Genomic DNA, 16,006 nt, shown 5'->3' with positions numbered 1-16,006 from the left:
TTTACCGAGACTGCCAGCGCCGGTCAAGTGAACTTTACCCTTATTTGGCAAAAAAATCCCGCAATTTCATAATCGCCGCTTCAAGCACTTCGGGGCGCTTGCAGAAACAGAAGCGCGCGAAGTTGCGCCGCGCGCCCTCGGACGGGTAAAAGGCGCTGACCGGTACGGCGGCAACGCCGGCCTCCGTCGTGATCAGGCGGCAGAATTCCTCATCCGTTCCATTAAAGCCGATCGAGCTGATATCGGCATTGATGAAATAGGTGCCGTCGCAGTCGGCCGTCGCAAAGCCGATGGAGCGGAGCCCGTCGCGGAGGAGATCGCGTTTCGACTGCATCGACTGCGCGAGATCGCTGTAAAAATCATCCCCCTTGGCGAGGCCGTAGGCGACGGCCTTCTGCAGGTCCGGCGGCGTCGTGAAGGTGAGAAACTGATGCGCCTTGGCGATCCGCGCCGTCATGGCGGCGGGCGCGGTGACATAGCCGACCTTCCAGCCGGTCAGCGAGAAGGTTTTCCCGGCCGAGGCGATACGCGCTGTCCGCTCTCCCATCCCCGGCAGGGTCATCAGCGGAATATGCCGGCTTCCCTGAAAGACGATATGCTCATAGACCTCATCACATACCGCGAAAGTATCGAACTCCCGCACCAGATCGGCGATGAGATTAAGCTCCTCCGCCGTGAACACCTTGCCCGTCGGGTTCATCGGGCTGTTCATCAGGATCATCTTGGTGCGCGGCGAGAAAGCGGCGCGAAGCGCGGCCGGGTCAATCTCCCAGCGCGGCGGATCGAGGCGGACGAATTTCGGGATGCCGCCCGCAAGCTGGATGATCGGGAGATAACAGTCATAAAGCGGCTCGAACAGCACCACCTCATCGCCCGGATTGACGAGACCGAGGATGCAGGCGGCAAGGGCCTCCGTCGCGCCGGAGGTGACCAGCACGTCGCTCTGCCAGTTAGCATCGATGCCGTAGAAGCGCTTGTCATGCGCCGCGACCGCCTGGCGAAGCTCCGGAATGCCCATCATCGAGGGATACTGGTTCGGCCCATCCAAAAGCGCCTTTGCGGCAACTTCGCGGATATCTCTCGGCCCGTCCTCATCGGGAAAACCCTGTCCGAGATTGATCGCCTGATGCTGCAGGGCAAGCTGCGACATCACTTCGAAGATGGTCGTGCCGTAGGCGCCGAGGATGCTACTGGTATTCTTCACGATGACCCCTGTCATAATCGGTAAGCGACCAACAGGGTATGCCCGGATTTTACCGGATTTCAAGTGAAACCATTCGCCGGGCTTATTCGATCTCGGGCGCGGGCGGCGGGGGCAGCTTGCCGAGCTGCCGGCGGGCGCGCCGCGCGCGCCGCTCCTTGCGCCGCTGCCACTGGCCGATCCAGATCTGCAGCCTGCGTCGCCAGCGGCGGGCGAAGGCATAGTCGACGGAGAGAATAAACAGGCCGAACGGCAGCATCCAGAAACCGAGTATGGGCAGGAAGCCGAAGATGCCGCCGATGACCAGCGCCCAGCCGAGAAAAAACCTGCCGAGGCGGGTCTTCGGATTAAGTATGCGAATGCGGGACATGGCCTGATTATGCCCCATGGACGCAGGGTTTCCTAGCGTTTAAAAAAATAACCGCGCCCGCCCGATTGGTGGCTTGTCTCGCATTTCATAAGCCCCTAATCTTTCTCATCTTTCATGGGGAGCGAAAGAAGGGAGGGTTGGATGCGCGAGGGTCCGGCGACGCGGAAGAAGGCAGGGCGCGGCGAGGGAGGGGGCAAATGAACGCATCAAAGGGAGAGGCGGGCATGAGCTATCCGTCCGAATTGCTGAGCGTCGCCGAGATGTATCAGGCCGACCGCCTCGCCATGGAGGGCGGCGTCTCCGGCCTCACCCTGATGGAAGCGGCGGGGGCGGGCATTGCGGAGATTATCATCGATCGCTGGCCGCGCGGGCGCTGCCTCATTCTGTGCGGACCTGGCAACAATGGCGGTGACGGCTATGTGATCGCCCGTCATCTCGATGCGGCGGGATGGGAGGTCGATCTGCTCTCGCTTGGCGATCCGGCGCATCTTCAGGGCGATGCCGCCGCCATGCGTGATCGCTGGGACGGGCCGATCCGGCGGCTCGAGGACGCCAATCTCGCCGATCTCGATCTGATCGTCGATGCGGTGTTTGGCGCGGGCTTCTCCCGCCCGCTCGAAGACGAGGTGGCCTCTCTGTTTGAGCGGGTCAGAAAGACGGGTCTCCCCGTCGTTGCCGTGGATATGCCGAGTGGCGTAAACGGGGATACCGGGGCCGCGGACGCGGCAGCTCTTCCCGCCAGCCTCACCGTCACCTTCTTTCGCGCCAAGCCCGGACATTTTCTCTATCCCGGGCGCGCGCTCGCGGGTGAGCTGCAGATCATCGACATCGGCATCGAGGCTGACTATCTGGAAGATCTCGATCCCGATACGCATCTGAACGGCCCCGACCTCTGGCGCGATGATCTGCCGGTTCTCTCGCCGCTTGGCCATAAATTCAGCCGCGGCCATGCGGCGGTAACGGGCGGCGGCGTCTCCTCAAGCGGCGCGGCGCGGCTGTCGGCGCGGGCGATGCTGAGAGGCGGCGCGGGCGCAGCGACACTCGTTGCGCCCCCATCCGCCCTCATGGTTTATGCGGTTGCGCTGGAGGCTGTGATGGTGAAAGCGCTGGAGGCGGCAGAGGAATTTGCAAGCTGGCTTGCCGAGCGGCGGATCAGTGCGGTTCTTATCGGCCCCGGAAACGGCGTCAGCGAGCGCACCCGCGCCTTCACCATCGCCGCCCTTGAAAGCGCGGCCGACGTGGTACTGGATGCGGATGCGCTGACGGTTTTCAAGGATGATCCCGATACCCTCTTTTCCCTCATTGGCGCGAAGCGGGCAGGGGAGGTGATCCTCACTCCGCATGAAGCCGAGTTTGAGCGGATCTTCTCTCTCAGCGGATCGAAGCTGCACCGGGCGCGGGAGGCGGCAGCCCTTTCGGGCGCGGTCATTCTCCTCAAAGGGGCGGATACGGTCATTGCAACGCCAGATGGCAAGGCGGTTATCAATTATAACGCGCCGCCCGATCTTGCAACGGCGGGATCGGGCGATGTGCTGGCGGGCCTGATCACCGGCTTTCTCGCAAGCGGGATGTCGGCCTTTTCCGCGGCGTCCGCGGCCGCGTGGATCCACGGCGAGGCGGGCGCGCGGCTCGGGGCGGGGCTTATTTCGGAGGATATCGAGACCGCTTTGCCGGCGATCCTGCGCGAACTCAGAGGAAAATCTTAGATGGGTAAAAATAGACGGATAATTCAACCGTTTATTTACACTTTACCGGTAATTCTTGCCTAATCTACGGGGACACCGACTTTATTGGATGAGAGAACATGTTGTTTTTCAGAAAACGCAATCTACGCGATCATATCGCTTCAGGGGATATTTTCTACCGGCGTATGAGCCTTAGCATGCAGGAGCAGGCGAAAGTCCTCCGGATTACGGAAGACGGCCAGGGCATTCCGCATGTGCATTATGAAAACACCCTGCTTTGTACCGGTCACCGCGAGCATGGCGGCAACAAGGTGCTGGCGCTCGATATGTTTGAGCGTCAGTTTCGCGCCGCCCAATAACCGCCCCGCCGGCGCGGGCGTGCCTGGCTGAGAGAGGCGCCTGAACGTACCGCGCATGTCTCGCGCCCTCGCGCCTGAGCCGGAATTTCGTCGTCCCCTTCCTTGCGCGGGCGCATGTGGCCGCCCGATTTGACTTTTCTCTGCCTTTTACCGGTAATTCTCCTAGTCAACGCGAGAAATCATATGCTATAGACAGCCGCTCCCTGTGGGAAGCGCCTGATTTAAGGCGCCCGGGGATCGAGATTTTGAACGCGGGTGTGGCGGAATTGGTAGACGCGCTGGTTTTAGGTACCAGTTTCTTACGAAGTGGGGGTTCGATTCCCTCCACCCGCACCATGATTGAACAGGCTTTCGGGCTGGCGCTTTCTGTCACATAAGGGGGCAGAATGCGTTTGTTGCTAAATAAAAGATGACGGACGATCCTTCATGCAAATTACACAGACTAATTCTGACGGCTTAAAGCGGGATTTCACCATCGTGGTCGAGGCCGCGGAAATTGACACCAAAGTAACGGAGCGGCTGACGACGGTCGGCGCGGATATCAAGCTTCCCGGTTTCCGCCCGGGCAAGGTGCCGCTCGCCATTTTGCGTCAGCGCTTTGGCAAATCCGTTATGGGCGAAGTGCTGGAGAACACCGTCAATGAGCTGAGCCAGAAAGCGCTCGAGGACAATGATCTCCGCCCGGCGCAGCAGCCGAAAATCGAAATCACCAGCTTCGACGAAGGCAAGGACCTCGAGTTCACGCTGCAGGTCGAGGTGATGCCTGATTTCAAGCCGATGGATTTCTCCAAGCTGAAGCTGGAAAAGCCGGTCGCCGAAGTCGAGGAGGCCAAGGTCGACGAAGCGCTCCAGGAAATCGCCGCGCAGCAGAAGAATTTCGTCAAGGTCGCGCGCAACCGCAAGTCCAAGGAAGGCGATGCCCTCCTTATCGATTTTGTCGGCAAGCTTGACGGCGAGCCCTTTGAGGGCGGCTCGGCCGAAGGCCATCAGCTCGAGCTCGGCTCCAACACTTTCATTCCGGGCTTTGAAGAGCAGCTTATCGGCGCCAAGGGCGGCGATGACGTGGAAGTGAAAGTCACCTTCCCGGAAAATTACGGCGCCGAGCATCTCGCCGGCAAGGAGGCCATCTTCGAGGTGAAGGTGCATGAGGTTCAGGAAGCGGCCGACGTTGAAATCAACGACGATTTTGCAACAAAGCTCGGCCTTGAGAACCTCGCGGCGCTGAAGGATGCCGTGCGCGGCCAGATCGAGCAGCAGTATGCCCAGCTCTCCCGTCAGGCGCTGAAACGCAACATGCTGGACGCCATGGCGGAGGCCCATGACTTCGAGGTTCCTCCCGGAATGAAGCAGGACGAGTTTGACAATATCTGGCAGCAGTTCGAGCGCGAGCTCGAACAGAACGGCCAGAAGCTCGAAGATCAGGATCAGTCCGAAGAGGAGCTGCGCGAAGAATATATGAATATCGCAGAGCGCCGGGTCCGTCTCGGCCTTCTGCTCGCCGAGGTTGGCCGCATCAACAACATCGAAGTCTCGCAGGAAGAAGTCAATCAGGCGATGATCGCTCAGGCCCGCAATTTCCCGGGCCAGGAGCAGATGATCTTTGAAATGTTCCAGCGGCGGCCCGAGATGCAGGCGCAGCTGCGCGCCCCGATCTTCGAAGACAAGGTCATCGACTTCATTGCCGAGCTGGCCTCGATCACGGAAAAGAAGGTGTCCATCGACGATCTGATGAAGGATCCGGACGAGGCGACAGAGGCGAAACCGAAGAAAAAGGCGGCCCCGAAGAAGGCGGCAGCCAAGAAATCGGATGACGCGGACGCTGACACAAAGAAGGCGGCGCCGAAGAAAGCCGCTGCCAAAAAACCGGCCGCCAAGAAGGCGGACGACAAGAAGGCGGACGACAAGAAATAATCAGCAAGACCGATTTACAGTTGCGTTCGTCGCGCCTATATGCTGACGTGGCGCAGCTGTAAATTTTGAGGAAGATCGAGAATGGTTGATGTCATTGACACCTACATGAACACCCTGGTCCCGATGGTGGTGGAGCAGACGGCGCGCGGCGAGCGGTCTTACGACATTTTCTCGCGTCTTCTGAAAGAACGCATCATTTTCGTGACCGGACAGGTTCATGATGCAATGGCGGGTCTGATCACGGCGCAGCTTCTGTTCCTGGAAGCCGAAAATCCGAAGAAGCCGATCAGCATGTATATCAATTCTCCGGGCGGCGTGGTGACATCGGGTCTCGCAATCTATGACACCATGCAATATATAAAGCCGGAGATCTCGACCGTTTGTATCGGTCAGGCGGCGTCGATGGGATCGTTCCTTTTGACGGCGGGAACCAAGGGCAAGCGCTACAGCCTGCCCAATTCCCGGATCATGATCCATCAGCCGTCCGGCGGTGCGCAGGGACAGGCCACCGATATCGAGATCCACGCGCGTGAGATCCTGAAAGTGCGGGCCCGTCTCAACAAGCTCTATGTGGAGCATACCGGACAGCCGCTCGACGTCATCGAGTCCTCGATGGAACGCGACAAATTTATGACGGCGGAAGAGGCGCGGGACTTCGGTCTGATCGACGAAGTTGTCACCAAGCGCCCGGCCGATGGGGCGGACGACGCCAAAAAGTCCAAGTAATCCGCGCCCAACGGGTATCACATTTTATTATTTCGTAAAACGGGAACAGAAGGCGTCCTGTTAACGAAAAGTTGAGCCAAAATGTCTATTTTGTGCTGTAGGCACAAATGTGACTGCAACCGCCACAGATTTCGGCCTGAAAAATATTATGGTTGTCGCCCGCAGAGACGATGGCTAATATGCAGAGTCGAACGGACAATTGGAGTTTCTATGACCAAGTTAAGCGGTGGAGATTCGAAGAATACCCTGTACTGCTCCTTCTGCGGCAAGAGCCAGCATGAAGTCAGAAAGCTTATCGCCGGACCGACCGTGTTTATCTGCGATGAGTGCGTTGAGCTGTGCATGGATATCATTCGGGAGGAACATAAGAGCACTCTGGTCAAGACGAGTGACGGCGTTCCCACTCCCCAGGAAATCTGCAAGGTTCTGGACGATTATGTGATCGGCCAGCAGCATGCGAAAAAGGTTCTTTCCGTCGCCGTGCACAACCATTACAAGCGTTTGCATCACGCCGGAAAATCGGATGATGTGGAACTTGCGAAATCGAACATCCTGCTGATCGGCCCGACGGGCTGCGGCAAGACCCTGCTGGCGCAGACGCTGGCGCGCATCCTCGACGTGCCCTTCACGATGGCCGATGCGACGACCCTGACCGAAGCGGGCTATGTCGGCGAGGACGTCGAGAATATTATCCTCAAGCTCTTGCAGGCTGCCGACTATAATGTCGAGCGGGCGCAGCGCGGCATCGTCTATATCGACGAGGTCGACAAGATCAGCCGCAAGTCCGACAATCCCTCCATCACCCGCGACGTGTCGGGCGAGGGGGTGCAGCAGGCGCTTCTCAAGATCATGGAAGGAACGGTCGCTTCGGTGCCGCCGCAGGGCGGGCGCAAGCATCCGCAGCAGGAATTCCTGCAGGTTGACACGACCAATATCCTGTTCATCTGCGGCGGCGCCTTCGCCGGGCTCGACAAGATCATCGGCTCGCGCGGCAAGGACACCTCCATCGGCTTCGGCGCGGCTGTCGAGGCGGAGGAAGATCGCAACGTCGGCGAGACGCTGAAGGATGTCGAGCCGGAAGATCTGCTGAAATTCGGCCTGATCCCGGAATTCGTCGGCCGTCTGCCGGTTGTCGCGACGCTCGAAAACCTCGATGAAGAGGCGCTGATTGAAATTCTGACGACGCCGAAGAACGCGCTCGTCAAGCAGTACCAGCGTCTGTTCGAGATGGAAAATGTCACGCTGACATTTTCCGAGGATGCGCTGTCTGCGATCGCCCGCAAAGCCATCGTCCGCAAGACGGGCGCGCGGGGCCTGCGTTCGATCATGGAAAACATCCTTCTTGAGTCCATGTACGACCTGCCATCCCTTGAAGGCGTTGAGGAAATCGTCATCAATGCCGAGGTGGTTGACGGGGGTAGCCAGCCTCTCCATATATATGCTGACCGGCAGGACGCGACGAGCAGTGCGTAGGTCCGGTCGCGGGATGAGGTCCTCTCTTTCCGCCGTTTTGTATTAGCAGAACCAGCGTATCTCTCCGGCTGTCTAGGCATGTCAGTGCGTGGTTCCAGAAGGCACGATGATGATTGATACACCCCGTACCCAGATATTCCCGGTTCTTCCGCTGCGCGATATCGTCGTTTTCCCGCATATGATCGTTCCGCTGTTTGTCGGTCGGGACAAATCGGTGCGCGCGCTCGAAGATGTGATGAAGGACGACAAGCAGATCCTGCTGGTCGCCCAGAAGAACGCGAGCCAGGACGATCCGGGCGAAGACGATATTCACCGCGTCGGCACAATCGCCTCCGTGTTGCAGCTTCTCAAGCTGCCCGACGGTACCGTGAAGGTTCTCGTCGAAGGCGGCGAGCGGGCCCGTATCGAGCGGTTTCTTGACAATCCCGAGTTTTTCCAGGCCCATGCCGAAGTCCTGCAGGAGCAGGATGCGGATGCGCCGGAGCTGGAAGCGCTTGCCCGCTCCGTGATTGCGCAGTTCGAGCAGTATGTGAAGCTGAACCGCAAGATCCCGCCCGAAGTGCTGGTCTCGCTCAACCAGATCGATGATCCCTCGAAGCTTGCCGACACCATGGCCTCGCACATGGCGCTTAAAATCGCCGAGAAGCAGGAGCTTCTCGAGATCGAGAGCGCGACGGAGCGGCTCGAGCGCGTCTATGCGCTGATGGAAGATGAAATCGGTGTCCTGCAGGTCGAGAAGAAGATCCGCAGCCGCGTCAAGCGCCAGATGGAGAAGACGCAGCGCGAATATTATCTCAACGAGCAGATGAAGGCGATCCAAAAGGAGCTTGGCGAAAGCGAGGAAGGTCGCGACGAACTCACCGAGCTTGAGGAAAAGATCGCGAGCACCAAGCTCAGCAAGGAAGCGCGCGAGAAATGTAATCAGGAGATGAAGAAGCTGCGCAGCATGAGCCCCATGTCTGCGGAAGCCTCGGTCGTGCGCAACTATCTTGACTGGATCACCAGCCTGCCGTGGAACAAGCGGACTCGGATCAAGAAGGATCTGGTTCAGGCCGAGAAAATCCTGAATGACGACCATTATGGCCTTGAGAAGGTCAAGGAACGCATTCTTGAATATCTCGCCGTGCAGCAGCGCATGAAGAAGATGCGCGGCTCCATCCTCTGCCTCGTCGGACCTCCGGGGGTCGGTAAAACCTCGCTCGGCCAGTCGGTTGCCAAGGCGACGGGCCGGAACTTCGTGCGGGTCGCCCTCGGCGGCGTGCGCGATGAAGCGGAAATCCGCGGTCACCGGCGCACCTACATCGGCTCCATGCCGGGCAAGGTCATCCAGTCGATGAAGAAGGCGAAATCGAGCAACCCGCTGTTCCTGTTCGACGAGATCGACAAGCTCGGCAATGACTTCCGCGGCGATCCGTCATCGGCGCTGCTCGAGGTGCTGGATCCGGAGCAGAACGCGACGTTCGCCGATCATTACCTGGAAGTCGAGTTCGACCTCTCGGAAGTGATGTTCATCTGCACGGCCAACTCGCTCAATATGCCGGGGCCGCTGCGCGACCGTATGGAGATCATTCATCTCTCCGGCTACACGGAAGATGAGAAGGTCGAAATCGTCAAGCGCCACCTCGTCGCCAAGCAGATGAAGGCGCATGGCCTTCGCAAGAACGAGTGGAGCATCACCGATGAGGCCATTCGCGATCTGGTCCGCTATTATACGCGGGAAGCCGGGGTGCGCAGCCTTGAGCGGGAAATCGCCAAGCTTTGCCGCAAGTCGGTGAAGGAAATCCTGACGAGCGACACGAAGTCGGTCGCGATCACCTCGGACAATCTCGCCGATTACGCGGGCGTGCGCCGCTATCGCTATGGCGAGGCTGAGGAGAAGGACCAGGTCGGCCTCACAACGGGCCTTGCCTGGACCGAGGTCGGCGGCGAGCTGCTGACTATCGAGGCCGTCAAGCTCTACGGCAAGGGACGGATGCAGATCACCGGCAAGCTCGGCGATGTCATGCAGGAATCCGTTCAGGCCGCGAAAAGCTACGTGCAGTCGCGCTGCCTCGAGATGGGCGTCAAGCCGACCGATTTCGAAAAGCATGACATTCACGTTCACGTTCCCGAAGGCGCGACGCCGAAGGACGGGCCGTCGGCCGGCGTTGCCATGGTCACCTCCATCATTTCCGTGCTGACCAATATTCCGGTCAGCAAGGATGTGGCGATGACCGGTGAGATCACGCTGCGTGGGCGGGTGCTGCCCATCGGCGGGCTGAAGGAGAAGCTCCTTGCCGCTCTTCGGGGCGGGATCAAGAAGGTGCTGATCCCCAAAGACAACGAGAAGGATCTCGCCGACATTCCGGACAATGTGAAGGAAGGTCTTGAGATCATCCCGGTCGCCAAAGTCTCGGAAGTTCTTGAGCATGCGCTCACCAAGCCCCTGACGCCGCTCAACTGGACCGAGGAGGAACTCGCGCGTGAACTCGCGGGTGCGGCGGCACAGCGCAAGATTGAAGATGGTGTAACCACCCACTGATTGTCGTCTCAAACCGGGTCAAAACCGCAGAAAAGTTGGGGATATCTTGATTTTTCTCTTTGACCCGGCAGGGCCGACAAATTAGTATGCCAGCGTCTTAAGCGAATTTCCGGATAAGATATGTTAAAGTCTAAATCGAAGGGGGCTTATAGTGAATAAGAATGATCTCATTGCCGCAGTCGCTGATATTTCCGGCCTTGGAAAAGCAGAAGCGGGGAAAAGTGTCGATGCAGTACTCGAAGCGGTTTCCAACGCTTTAAGCAGCGGCGATGAAGTACGCCTTGTTGGCTTTGGCACGTTCAGCGTTGCTGAGCGTAAAGCCTCCGAAGGGCGCAACCCTCGCACCGGAGATACCATCAAAATTCCGGCATCCAAGCAGCCGAAATTCAAACCGGGCAAGCAGCTGAAGGACTTGGTCAACAAGTAATCCGGCGATTGCAACGCAATCCGTGAGCCAGGTTCATGATTTTGGGCCTGGCTTCACTTTTTTGCTTTTCTTTGACGACCCGTATTGATATACACGGGCACGATTTGGAACGGGTGATTAGCTCAGCTGGTTAGAGCATCTCGTTTACACCGAGAGGGTCGGGAGTTCGAATCTCTCATCACCCACCATCCAGATCAATACATCATGAAAACGGCAGGAACGCGACCCGCAAACGGGGCCGCGTTTTTTTATGTCTGCCGCGCAAGTTCCTAAATTATAACATATTTTTCTAAACTTTCGGAAATGCGCGTGGCTTTGCGACACCGCCGCTCTTGGCCCGCCGGAATTTATCAGCGGTTTTCCGCCACTTAACGGGACGCGTAAAAAATTATTGGAGAAATGCATTTATGTTGCTTGACAGGAGCCTCCCTGTCTCCTACAAAGCAGCCGTCTTGCGGGGGTGTAGCTCAGTTGGTTAGAGCGTCGGCCTGTCACGCCGAAGGTCGCGGGTTCGAGTCCCGTCACTCTCGCCATTTTCCCGAAAAATGACTGAATTTCAGGCAATCCGGAAGGTTATCTTCCGGAATTGCCCGCTGTCGTTTAGGCAATTCAAACTATGGCGGAATTTTGTTGCCAATTCGGTTTTCTTCCTTATAACCCGTGACTATAATGTTTCATATGTGGTAGAGGAGTTGCTGCATATTTCGGCGCTTATGCCCTGCACAAAGCAGCAATTTATATAATGGAAGCCTTGCTCATAGAATACCTGCCGATTCTGATTTTTCTGGGTCTGGCAATTGCCCTTTCCGCCATCATCGTGATTGCGTCGATGATCGTAGCGGCACAGCATCCCGATGCCGAGAAACTCTCTGCATATGAATGCGGTTTCGAACCTTTCGACGATGCGCGCAATCAGTTTGATGTCCGCTTCTACCTGGTTGCCATCCTGTTCATTATTTTCGATCTGGAAGTGGCCTTCCTGTTCCCCTGGTCGATTTCGCTCGGCGGGGTAGGGATGTACGGCTTCTGGTCGATGATGGCGTTCCTCGGCATTCTCACCGTCGGCTTTATCTATGAATGGAAGAAGGGAGCCCTGGAATGGGAATGACTTCTGAAAAAGCCGTGATGGACACCCGTCCCGCCGTCCGCGATCAGGATGAATTTTTCCGCCACGTCGGTCAGGAACTCGAGGACAAGGGGTTCATCGTTACGCAGGTTGACAAGCTGGTCAACTGGGCGCGCACAGGCTCGCTCTGGCCGATGACTTTCGGTCTCGCCTGCTGCGCGGTCGAGATGATGCATGCCTGGCAGCCGCGCTACGATATGGAGCGGCTCGGCATCGTGCCGCGCGGCTCGCCCCGCCAGTCGGACGTGATGATCGTTGCGGGCACGCTGACCAACAAGATGGCGCCGGCGCTGCGCAAGGTCTATGACCAGATGGCGGAGCCGCGGTACGTGATCTCCATGGGATCCTGCGCCAACGGCGGCGGATACTATCACTATTCCTACTCCGTCGTCCGTGGCTGTGACCGGATCGTTCCGGTCGATGTCTATGTGCCCGGCTGTCCGCCGACAGCAGAGGCGCTGCTTTACGGTGTATTCCAGCTGCAAAAGAAGATTCGCCGCACCGGAACATTCGTGCGCTAACGGAAAGGGGCGACAATCATATGACTGAAGCGCTTAGAGAACTTGGCGAGTTGATCGCGGCCGAACTGCCCGATGATGTGATCGGCGCCCGGGTTGCCTTGGGCGAGCTGATCGTCGACGTGCGCGGCGAGACGGTGGACAAGGTTCTTGAATTCCTGCGCAATGACGCGAACTGCCGCTTCGAGGTATTGTGCGACGTTTGCGGGGTGGACTACCCGACGCGTGCAAAGCGCTTCGATGTTGTCTATAACCTGCTCAGCCTGCGCAACAACCAGCGCATCATCGTGAAGGCGCAGACTGATGCGCGCACGCCCGTTCCGTCCGTTGTGCGGCTTTTTCCCGTCGCCAACTGGTTCGAGCGTGAGGCATGGGATATGTATGGCATCATGTTCTCCGGCCATCCGGACCTTCGTCGCATCCTCACGGACTACGGCTTTGAAGGGCATCCGTTGCGCAAGGATTTCCCGCTCACGGGCTATGTGGAGCTGCGCTACAGCGAGGATGAGAAGCGGGTCATGTATGAACCTGTCAACCTGACCCAGGAATTCCGCCGGTTTGATTTCGAGAGCCCGTGGGAAGGGGCGAAATATGTTCTGCCGGGTGATGAAAAGGCAGAGGAGAAGGGCTGATGGCTGAAGTCCAGATCAAGAATTACACGCTCAATTTCGGCCCGCAGCATCCGGCGGCGCACGGCGTGCTGCGCCTCGTGATGGAGCTGGACGGCGAGGTGGTCGAGCGGGTTGATCCGCATATCGGCCTCCTCCATCGCGGCACCGAGAAGCTGATCGAATACAAGACCTATATGCAGGCGATGCCCTATTTCGACCGTCTCGATTATGTCGCGGCGATGAGTCAGGAGCATGCCTTCGTGCTCGCAGCCGAAAAGCTGCTGCAATGCGAGGTGCCGGAGCGTGCACAGTATATCCGCGTTCTCTTCAGCGAAATTTCCCGCATCCTCAACCACCTCATGAACGTCTGCGCGCAGGCCATGGACGTCGGCGCGACGACGCCGATGCTGTGGGGCTTTGTCGAGCGTGAGACGCTGATGGAATTTTACGAGCGGGCGAGTGGCGCGCGCATGCATGCGGCCTATTTCCGCGTCGGCGGTGTCCATCAGGATGTTCCGCAGAAGCTGCTCGACGATATTCGCGTCTTTATCGAAAACTTCCCGCCCATTCTTGACGATATCGAGGCACTGCTGACGGAGAACCGGATTTTCAAGCAGCGCAACGTCGATATCGGCGTGGTGACGGCGGAAGAGGCGATGGCGTGGGGCTTCTCGGGCGTTATGCTGCGTTCGACCGGTCTTGCCTGGGACCTCCGCAAGAGCCAGCCCTACGATGTTTACGACCGGATGGACTTCGACATCCCCGTTGGGCTGAACGGCGACTGCTTCGATCGTTACCTGCAGCGCATGGAAGAGATGCGCCAGTCGCTCCGCATCATGGAGCAGTGCCTCGATCAGATGAAACCGGGGCCGGTCCTTTGCGAGGATCCCAAGGTGGCGCCGCCGCGCCGCGCCGCCATGAAAACCTCCATGGAAGCGCTGATCAATCATTTCAAGCATTACACTGAAGGCGTTCGCGTCCCCGCAGGGGAAACCTACACGGCGGTCGAGGCGCCGAAAGGCGAGTTTGGGGTCTATCTTGTGTCGGACGAGTCGAACAAGCCCTATCGCTGCAAAATCAGGGCGCCGGGATTTGCCCATCTCCAGGGCATGGACTTCTTGACCAGAGGGCATATGCTGGCCGACGCATCGGCCATTCTCGGCAGTCTGGATATCGTATTTGGTGAGGTAGACCGGTGAGTCAGGCAATCAAAACAGGCAAGGCATTCGAATTCACCCCGGAGAATGTCGAAGCGGCAAAGACGTTTATCGCCAAATATCCGGAAGGCCGCCAGCAGAGCGCGGTTCTGCCGCTGCTCGATCTTGCGCAGCGCCAGAATGAGAACTGGCTGTCGCGCGAGGCGATCGAATATGTCGCCCGGTTCCTCGACATGCCCTACATCCGCGTGTTCGAGGTCGTCACCTTCTACACGATGTTCAATCTGAAGCCGGTCGGGAAATATTATCTGCAACTCTGCCGCACGACGCCCTGCTGGCTGCGCGGCAGCGACGATCTCGAGGCGGTGTGCCGCAACAAACTCGGCATCAGCAACGGCGAGACGACGGCGGACGGCATGTTCACGCTGCTTGAGGCCGAATGCCTCGGCGCTTGCGTCAATGCGCCGGTCATCCAGATCAATGATGATTACTACGAGGATCTGAACGCCGAGAATTTCGAAGCGCTGCTCGACAAGCTGGCGAAAGGCGAGGTGCCGCCGGCGGGACCGCAGATCGACCGCATCAATTCCGCGCCGGAGGGCGGGCCGACGACATTGCTCGAAAAGACGGAGGAGGCGTAATGCTGCAGGATAAAGATAGGATTTTCACCAATCTTTATGGCATCCACGACTGGAAGCTCGCCGGCGCGAAGTCGCGCGGTATCTGGGACAATACGAAAGCGCTGCTCGATATGGGGCAGGACGCCATCATCCAGGAAATCAAGGACAGCGGCCTGCGCGGTCGCGGCGGCGCGGGCTTCCCGACCGGCCTCAAATGGTCGTTCATGCCCAAAGAGTCCGATGGCCGTCCGAGCTATCTGGTGGTCAATGCGGATGAATCCGAACCCGGCACCTGCAAGGACCGGGAGATCATGCGCTTCGATCCGCACCGCCTGCTGGAGGGGTGTCTTGTCGCCGGTTTCGCGATGCGCGCGGTTGCTGCCTATATCTACATCCGCGGTGAGTTTGTGCTGGAAGCGCGTCACCTCAACGAAGCCATTCAGGAGGCCTATGACGCCGGGCTGATCGGCAAAAACGCCTGCGGCTCGGGCTATGATTTCGACATCTACGTGCACCGCGGCGCGGGCGCCTATATCTGCGGTGAGGAAACCGCGCTCATTGAAAGCCTTGAGGGCAACAAGGGCCAGCCGCGCCTGAAGCCGCCATTCCCGGCCAACGTCGGCGTCTGGGGCTGCCCCTCGACAGTCAACAACGTCGAGAGCATTGCCGTCGGGCCGGAGATCCTCCGCCGTGGCTCGGGCTGGTTCGCGAGCCTTGGCCGTCCCAATAACACGGGCACGAAACTTTTCTGCATCTCGGGCCATGTCAACAAGCCCTGCAACGTTGAAGAGGAGATGGGTATTCCGCTGCGTGAGCTGATCGACAAGCATGCGGGCGGCGTACGCGGCGGCTGGGACAACCTGCTCGCCGTCATTCCGGGCGGCTCCTCGGTGCCGCTGTTGCCGAAAAGCATCTGCGACGATATCCTGATGGATTTCGACAGCCTGCGCGACGTCCAGAGCGGACTCGGCACCGCGGCGGTCATCGTCATGGACAAATCGACCGACGTGATCCGCGCCATCGAGCGGCTGTCGCACTTCTACAAGCATGAAAGCTGCGGCCAGTGCACGCCGTGCCGCGAGGGTACCGGCTGGATGTGGCGGGTGATGCAGCGCTTCGTCGCAGGCGATGCGGAGCTGGAGGAGATCGACATGCTGATCAACGTCTCCAAACGGATTGAAGGCCATACCATCTGCGCCCTCGGGGACGCGGCGGCGTGGCCCATTCAGGGGCTGGTGCGGCATTTCCGCCCGGTCATCGAAGAGCGTATCAAATCACGGAAGGCTGCGCGCGCGGCATAA

Annotated in this window: 15 protein-coding genes and 3 tRNA genes; 16 read left to right on the top strand and 2 right to left on the bottom strand. The window is 58.8% G+C overall.

The window, feature by feature from the left end; translation table 11 throughout:
• Positions 1 to 40 precede the first annotated feature (40 nt).
• Both V7Z56_RS09960 and V7Z56_RS09955 read right to left on the bottom strand, forming a co-directional pair.
• The gene (locus V7Z56_RS09960) at positions 41 to 1,204 is read right to left on the bottom strand and encodes an aminotransferase (protein ID WP_334129271.1); all 1,164 of its coding nucleotides are present in this window, start codon (positions 1,202 to 1,204) and stop codon (positions 41 to 43) included.
• 82 nt (positions 1,205 to 1,286) lie between these two features.
• Complete coding sequence (locus V7Z56_RS09955) at positions 1,287 to 1,589, bottom strand: PGPGW domain-containing protein (RefSeq protein ID WP_334129270.1); 303 nt, start codon at positions 1,587 to 1,589, stop codon at positions 1,287 to 1,289.
• Positions 1,590 to 1,768: 179 nt separating this feature from the next.
• Between V7Z56_RS09955 and V7Z56_RS09950 the strand changes: the two genes are divergently transcribed.
• The 16 genes from V7Z56_RS09950 to nuoF all read left to right on the top strand — a co-directional run bounded on the left by V7Z56_RS09950 (position 1,769) and on the right by nuoF (position 16,006).
• The gene (locus V7Z56_RS09950) at positions 1,769 to 3,277 is read left to right on the top strand and encodes an NAD(P)H-hydrate dehydratase (RefSeq protein WP_334129269.1); all 1,509 of its coding nucleotides are present in this window, start codon (positions 1,769 to 1,771) and stop codon (positions 3,275 to 3,277) included.
• Positions 3,278 to 3,375: 98 nt separating this feature from the next.
• Positions 3,376 to 3,615, top strand: coding sequence for a hypothetical protein (locus V7Z56_RS09945; protein ID WP_334129268.1), 240 nt, complete (start codon positions 3,376 to 3,378; stop codon positions 3,613 to 3,615).
• Positions 3,616 to 3,866: 251 nt separating this feature from the next.
• A tRNA-Leu gene (locus V7Z56_RS09940) sits at positions 3,867 to 3,951 on the top strand.
• A 90-nt stretch (positions 3,952 to 4,041) separates the two neighbouring features.
• On the top strand, positions 4,042 to 5,526 hold the full coding sequence (tig, locus tag V7Z56_RS09935) for a trigger factor (protein ID WP_334129267.1): 1,485 nt from the start codon (positions 4,042 to 4,044) through the stop codon (positions 5,524 to 5,526).
• A gap of 81 nt (positions 5,527 to 5,607) precedes the next feature.
• Positions 5,608 to 6,252 carry an ATP-dependent Clp endopeptidase proteolytic subunit ClpP gene (gene clpP / locus V7Z56_RS09930; RefSeq protein WP_334129266.1) on the top strand — a complete coding sequence of 215 codons (645 nt, stop codon included), beginning with the start codon at positions 5,608 to 5,610 and terminating at the stop codon, positions 6,250 to 6,252.
• 210 nt (positions 6,253 to 6,462) lie between these two features.
• Complete coding sequence (gene clpX / locus V7Z56_RS09925; protein WP_334129265.1) at positions 6,463 to 7,725, top strand: ATP-dependent Clp protease ATP-binding subunit ClpX; 1,263 nt, start codon at positions 6,463 to 6,465, stop codon at positions 7,723 to 7,725.
• A 109-nt stretch (positions 7,726 to 7,834) separates the two neighbouring features.
• Positions 7,835 to 10,246 (top strand): endopeptidase La, encoded by a 2,412-nt coding sequence (lon, locus tag V7Z56_RS09920; RefSeq protein WP_443023789.1) that lies wholly within the window; start codon positions 7,835 to 7,837, stop codon positions 10,244 to 10,246.
• Between the two features lie 151 nt (positions 10,247 to 10,397).
• On the top strand, positions 10,398 to 10,673 hold the full coding sequence (locus tag V7Z56_RS09915; RefSeq protein ID WP_334129263.1) for an HU family DNA-binding protein: 276 nt from the start codon (positions 10,398 to 10,400) through the stop codon (positions 10,671 to 10,673).
• Between the two features lie 111 nt (positions 10,674 to 10,784).
• Positions 10,785 to 10,861 (top strand) — tRNA-Val (locus V7Z56_RS09910).
• A gap of 268 nt (positions 10,862 to 11,129) precedes the next feature.
• A tRNA-Asp gene (locus tag V7Z56_RS09905) sits at positions 11,130 to 11,206 on the top strand.
• A gap of 209 nt (positions 11,207 to 11,415) precedes the next feature.
• Positions 11,416 to 11,781, top strand: a complete 366-nt coding sequence (locus V7Z56_RS09900) for an NADH-quinone oxidoreductase subunit A (RefSeq protein WP_334129262.1) — start codon at positions 11,416 to 11,418, stop codon at positions 11,779 to 11,781.
• A 17-nt stretch (positions 11,782 to 11,798) separates the two neighbouring features.
• Positions 11,799 to 12,320, top strand: a complete 522-nt coding sequence (locus tag V7Z56_RS09895) for a NuoB/complex I 20 kDa subunit family protein (RefSeq protein WP_443023788.1) — start codon at positions 11,799 to 11,801, stop codon at positions 12,318 to 12,320.
• Between the two features lie 20 nt (positions 12,321 to 12,340).
• Complete coding sequence (locus V7Z56_RS09890; RefSeq protein ID WP_334129260.1) at positions 12,341 to 12,949, top strand: NADH-quinone oxidoreductase subunit C; 609 nt, start codon at positions 12,341 to 12,343, stop codon at positions 12,947 to 12,949.
• Complete coding sequence (locus tag V7Z56_RS09885; RefSeq protein WP_334129259.1) at positions 12,949 to 14,127, top strand: NADH-quinone oxidoreductase subunit D; 1,179 nt, start codon at positions 12,949 to 12,951, stop codon at positions 14,125 to 14,127. Before V7Z56_RS09890 ends, V7Z56_RS09885 begins: the two co-directional genes overlap by 1 nt.
• Positions 14,124 to 14,726 carry an NADH-quinone oxidoreductase subunit NuoE gene (nuoE, locus tag V7Z56_RS09880; protein ID WP_334129258.1) on the top strand — a complete coding sequence of 201 codons (603 nt, stop codon included), beginning with the start codon at positions 14,124 to 14,126 and terminating at the stop codon, positions 14,724 to 14,726. Before V7Z56_RS09885 ends, nuoE begins: the two co-directional genes overlap by 4 nt.
• On the top strand, positions 14,726 to 16,006 hold the full coding sequence (nuoF, locus tag V7Z56_RS09875; protein WP_334129257.1) for an NADH-quinone oxidoreductase subunit NuoF: 1,281 nt from the start codon (positions 14,726 to 14,728) through the stop codon (positions 16,004 to 16,006). Before nuoE ends, nuoF begins: the two co-directional genes overlap by 1 nt.

This window comes from Sneathiella sp., assembly GCF_036844445.1.
Taxonomy (GTDB): Bacteria; Pseudomonadota; Alphaproteobacteria; order Sneathiellales; family Sneathiellaceae; genus Sneathiella.
This window is presented reverse-complemented; position numbering and strand designations above follow the sequence as displayed.

Excerpts from the sequence above, each read along its gene's own strand:
- V7Z56_RS09955 (WP_334129270.1), bottom strand. The coding sequence starts at position 1,589 with ATGGGGCATAATCAGGCCATGTCCCGCATTCGCATACTTAATCCGAAG.
- V7Z56_RS09950 (WP_334129269.1), top strand. The coding sequence starts at position 1,769 with ATGAACGCATCAAAGGGAGAGGCGGGCATGAGCTATCCGTCCGAATTG.
- V7Z56_RS09945 (WP_334129268.1), top strand. The coding sequence starts at position 3,376 with ATGTTGTTTTTCAGAAAACGCAATCTACGCGATCATATCGCTTCAGGG.
- tig (WP_334129267.1), top strand. The coding sequence starts at position 4,042 with ATGCAAATTACACAGACTAATTCTGACGGCTTAAAGCGGGATTTCACC.
- clpP (WP_334129266.1), top strand. The coding sequence starts at position 5,608 with ATGGTTGATGTCATTGACACCTACATGAACACCCTGGTCCCGATGGTG.
- clpX (WP_334129265.1), top strand. The coding sequence starts at position 6,463 with ATGACCAAGTTAAGCGGTGGAGATTCGAAGAATACCCTGTACTGCTCC.
- lon (WP_443023789.1), top strand. The coding sequence starts at position 7,835 with ATGATTGATACACCCCGTACCCAGATATTCCCGGTTCTTCCGCTGCGC.
- V7Z56_RS09900 (WP_334129262.1), top strand. The coding sequence starts at position 11,416 with ATGGAAGCCTTGCTCATAGAATACCTGCCGATTCTGATTTTTCTGGGT.
- V7Z56_RS09895 (WP_443023788.1), top strand. The coding sequence starts at position 11,799 with ATGGACACCCGTCCCGCCGTCCGCGATCAGGATGAATTTTTCCGCCAC.
- V7Z56_RS09890 (WP_334129260.1), top strand. The coding sequence starts at position 12,341 with ATGACTGAAGCGCTTAGAGAACTTGGCGAGTTGATCGCGGCCGAACTG.
- V7Z56_RS09885 (WP_334129259.1), top strand. The coding sequence starts at position 12,949 with ATGGCTGAAGTCCAGATCAAGAATTACACGCTCAATTTCGGCCCGCAG.
- nuoF (WP_334129257.1), top strand. The coding sequence starts at position 14,726 with ATGCTGCAGGATAAAGATAGGATTTTCACCAATCTTTATGGCATCCAC.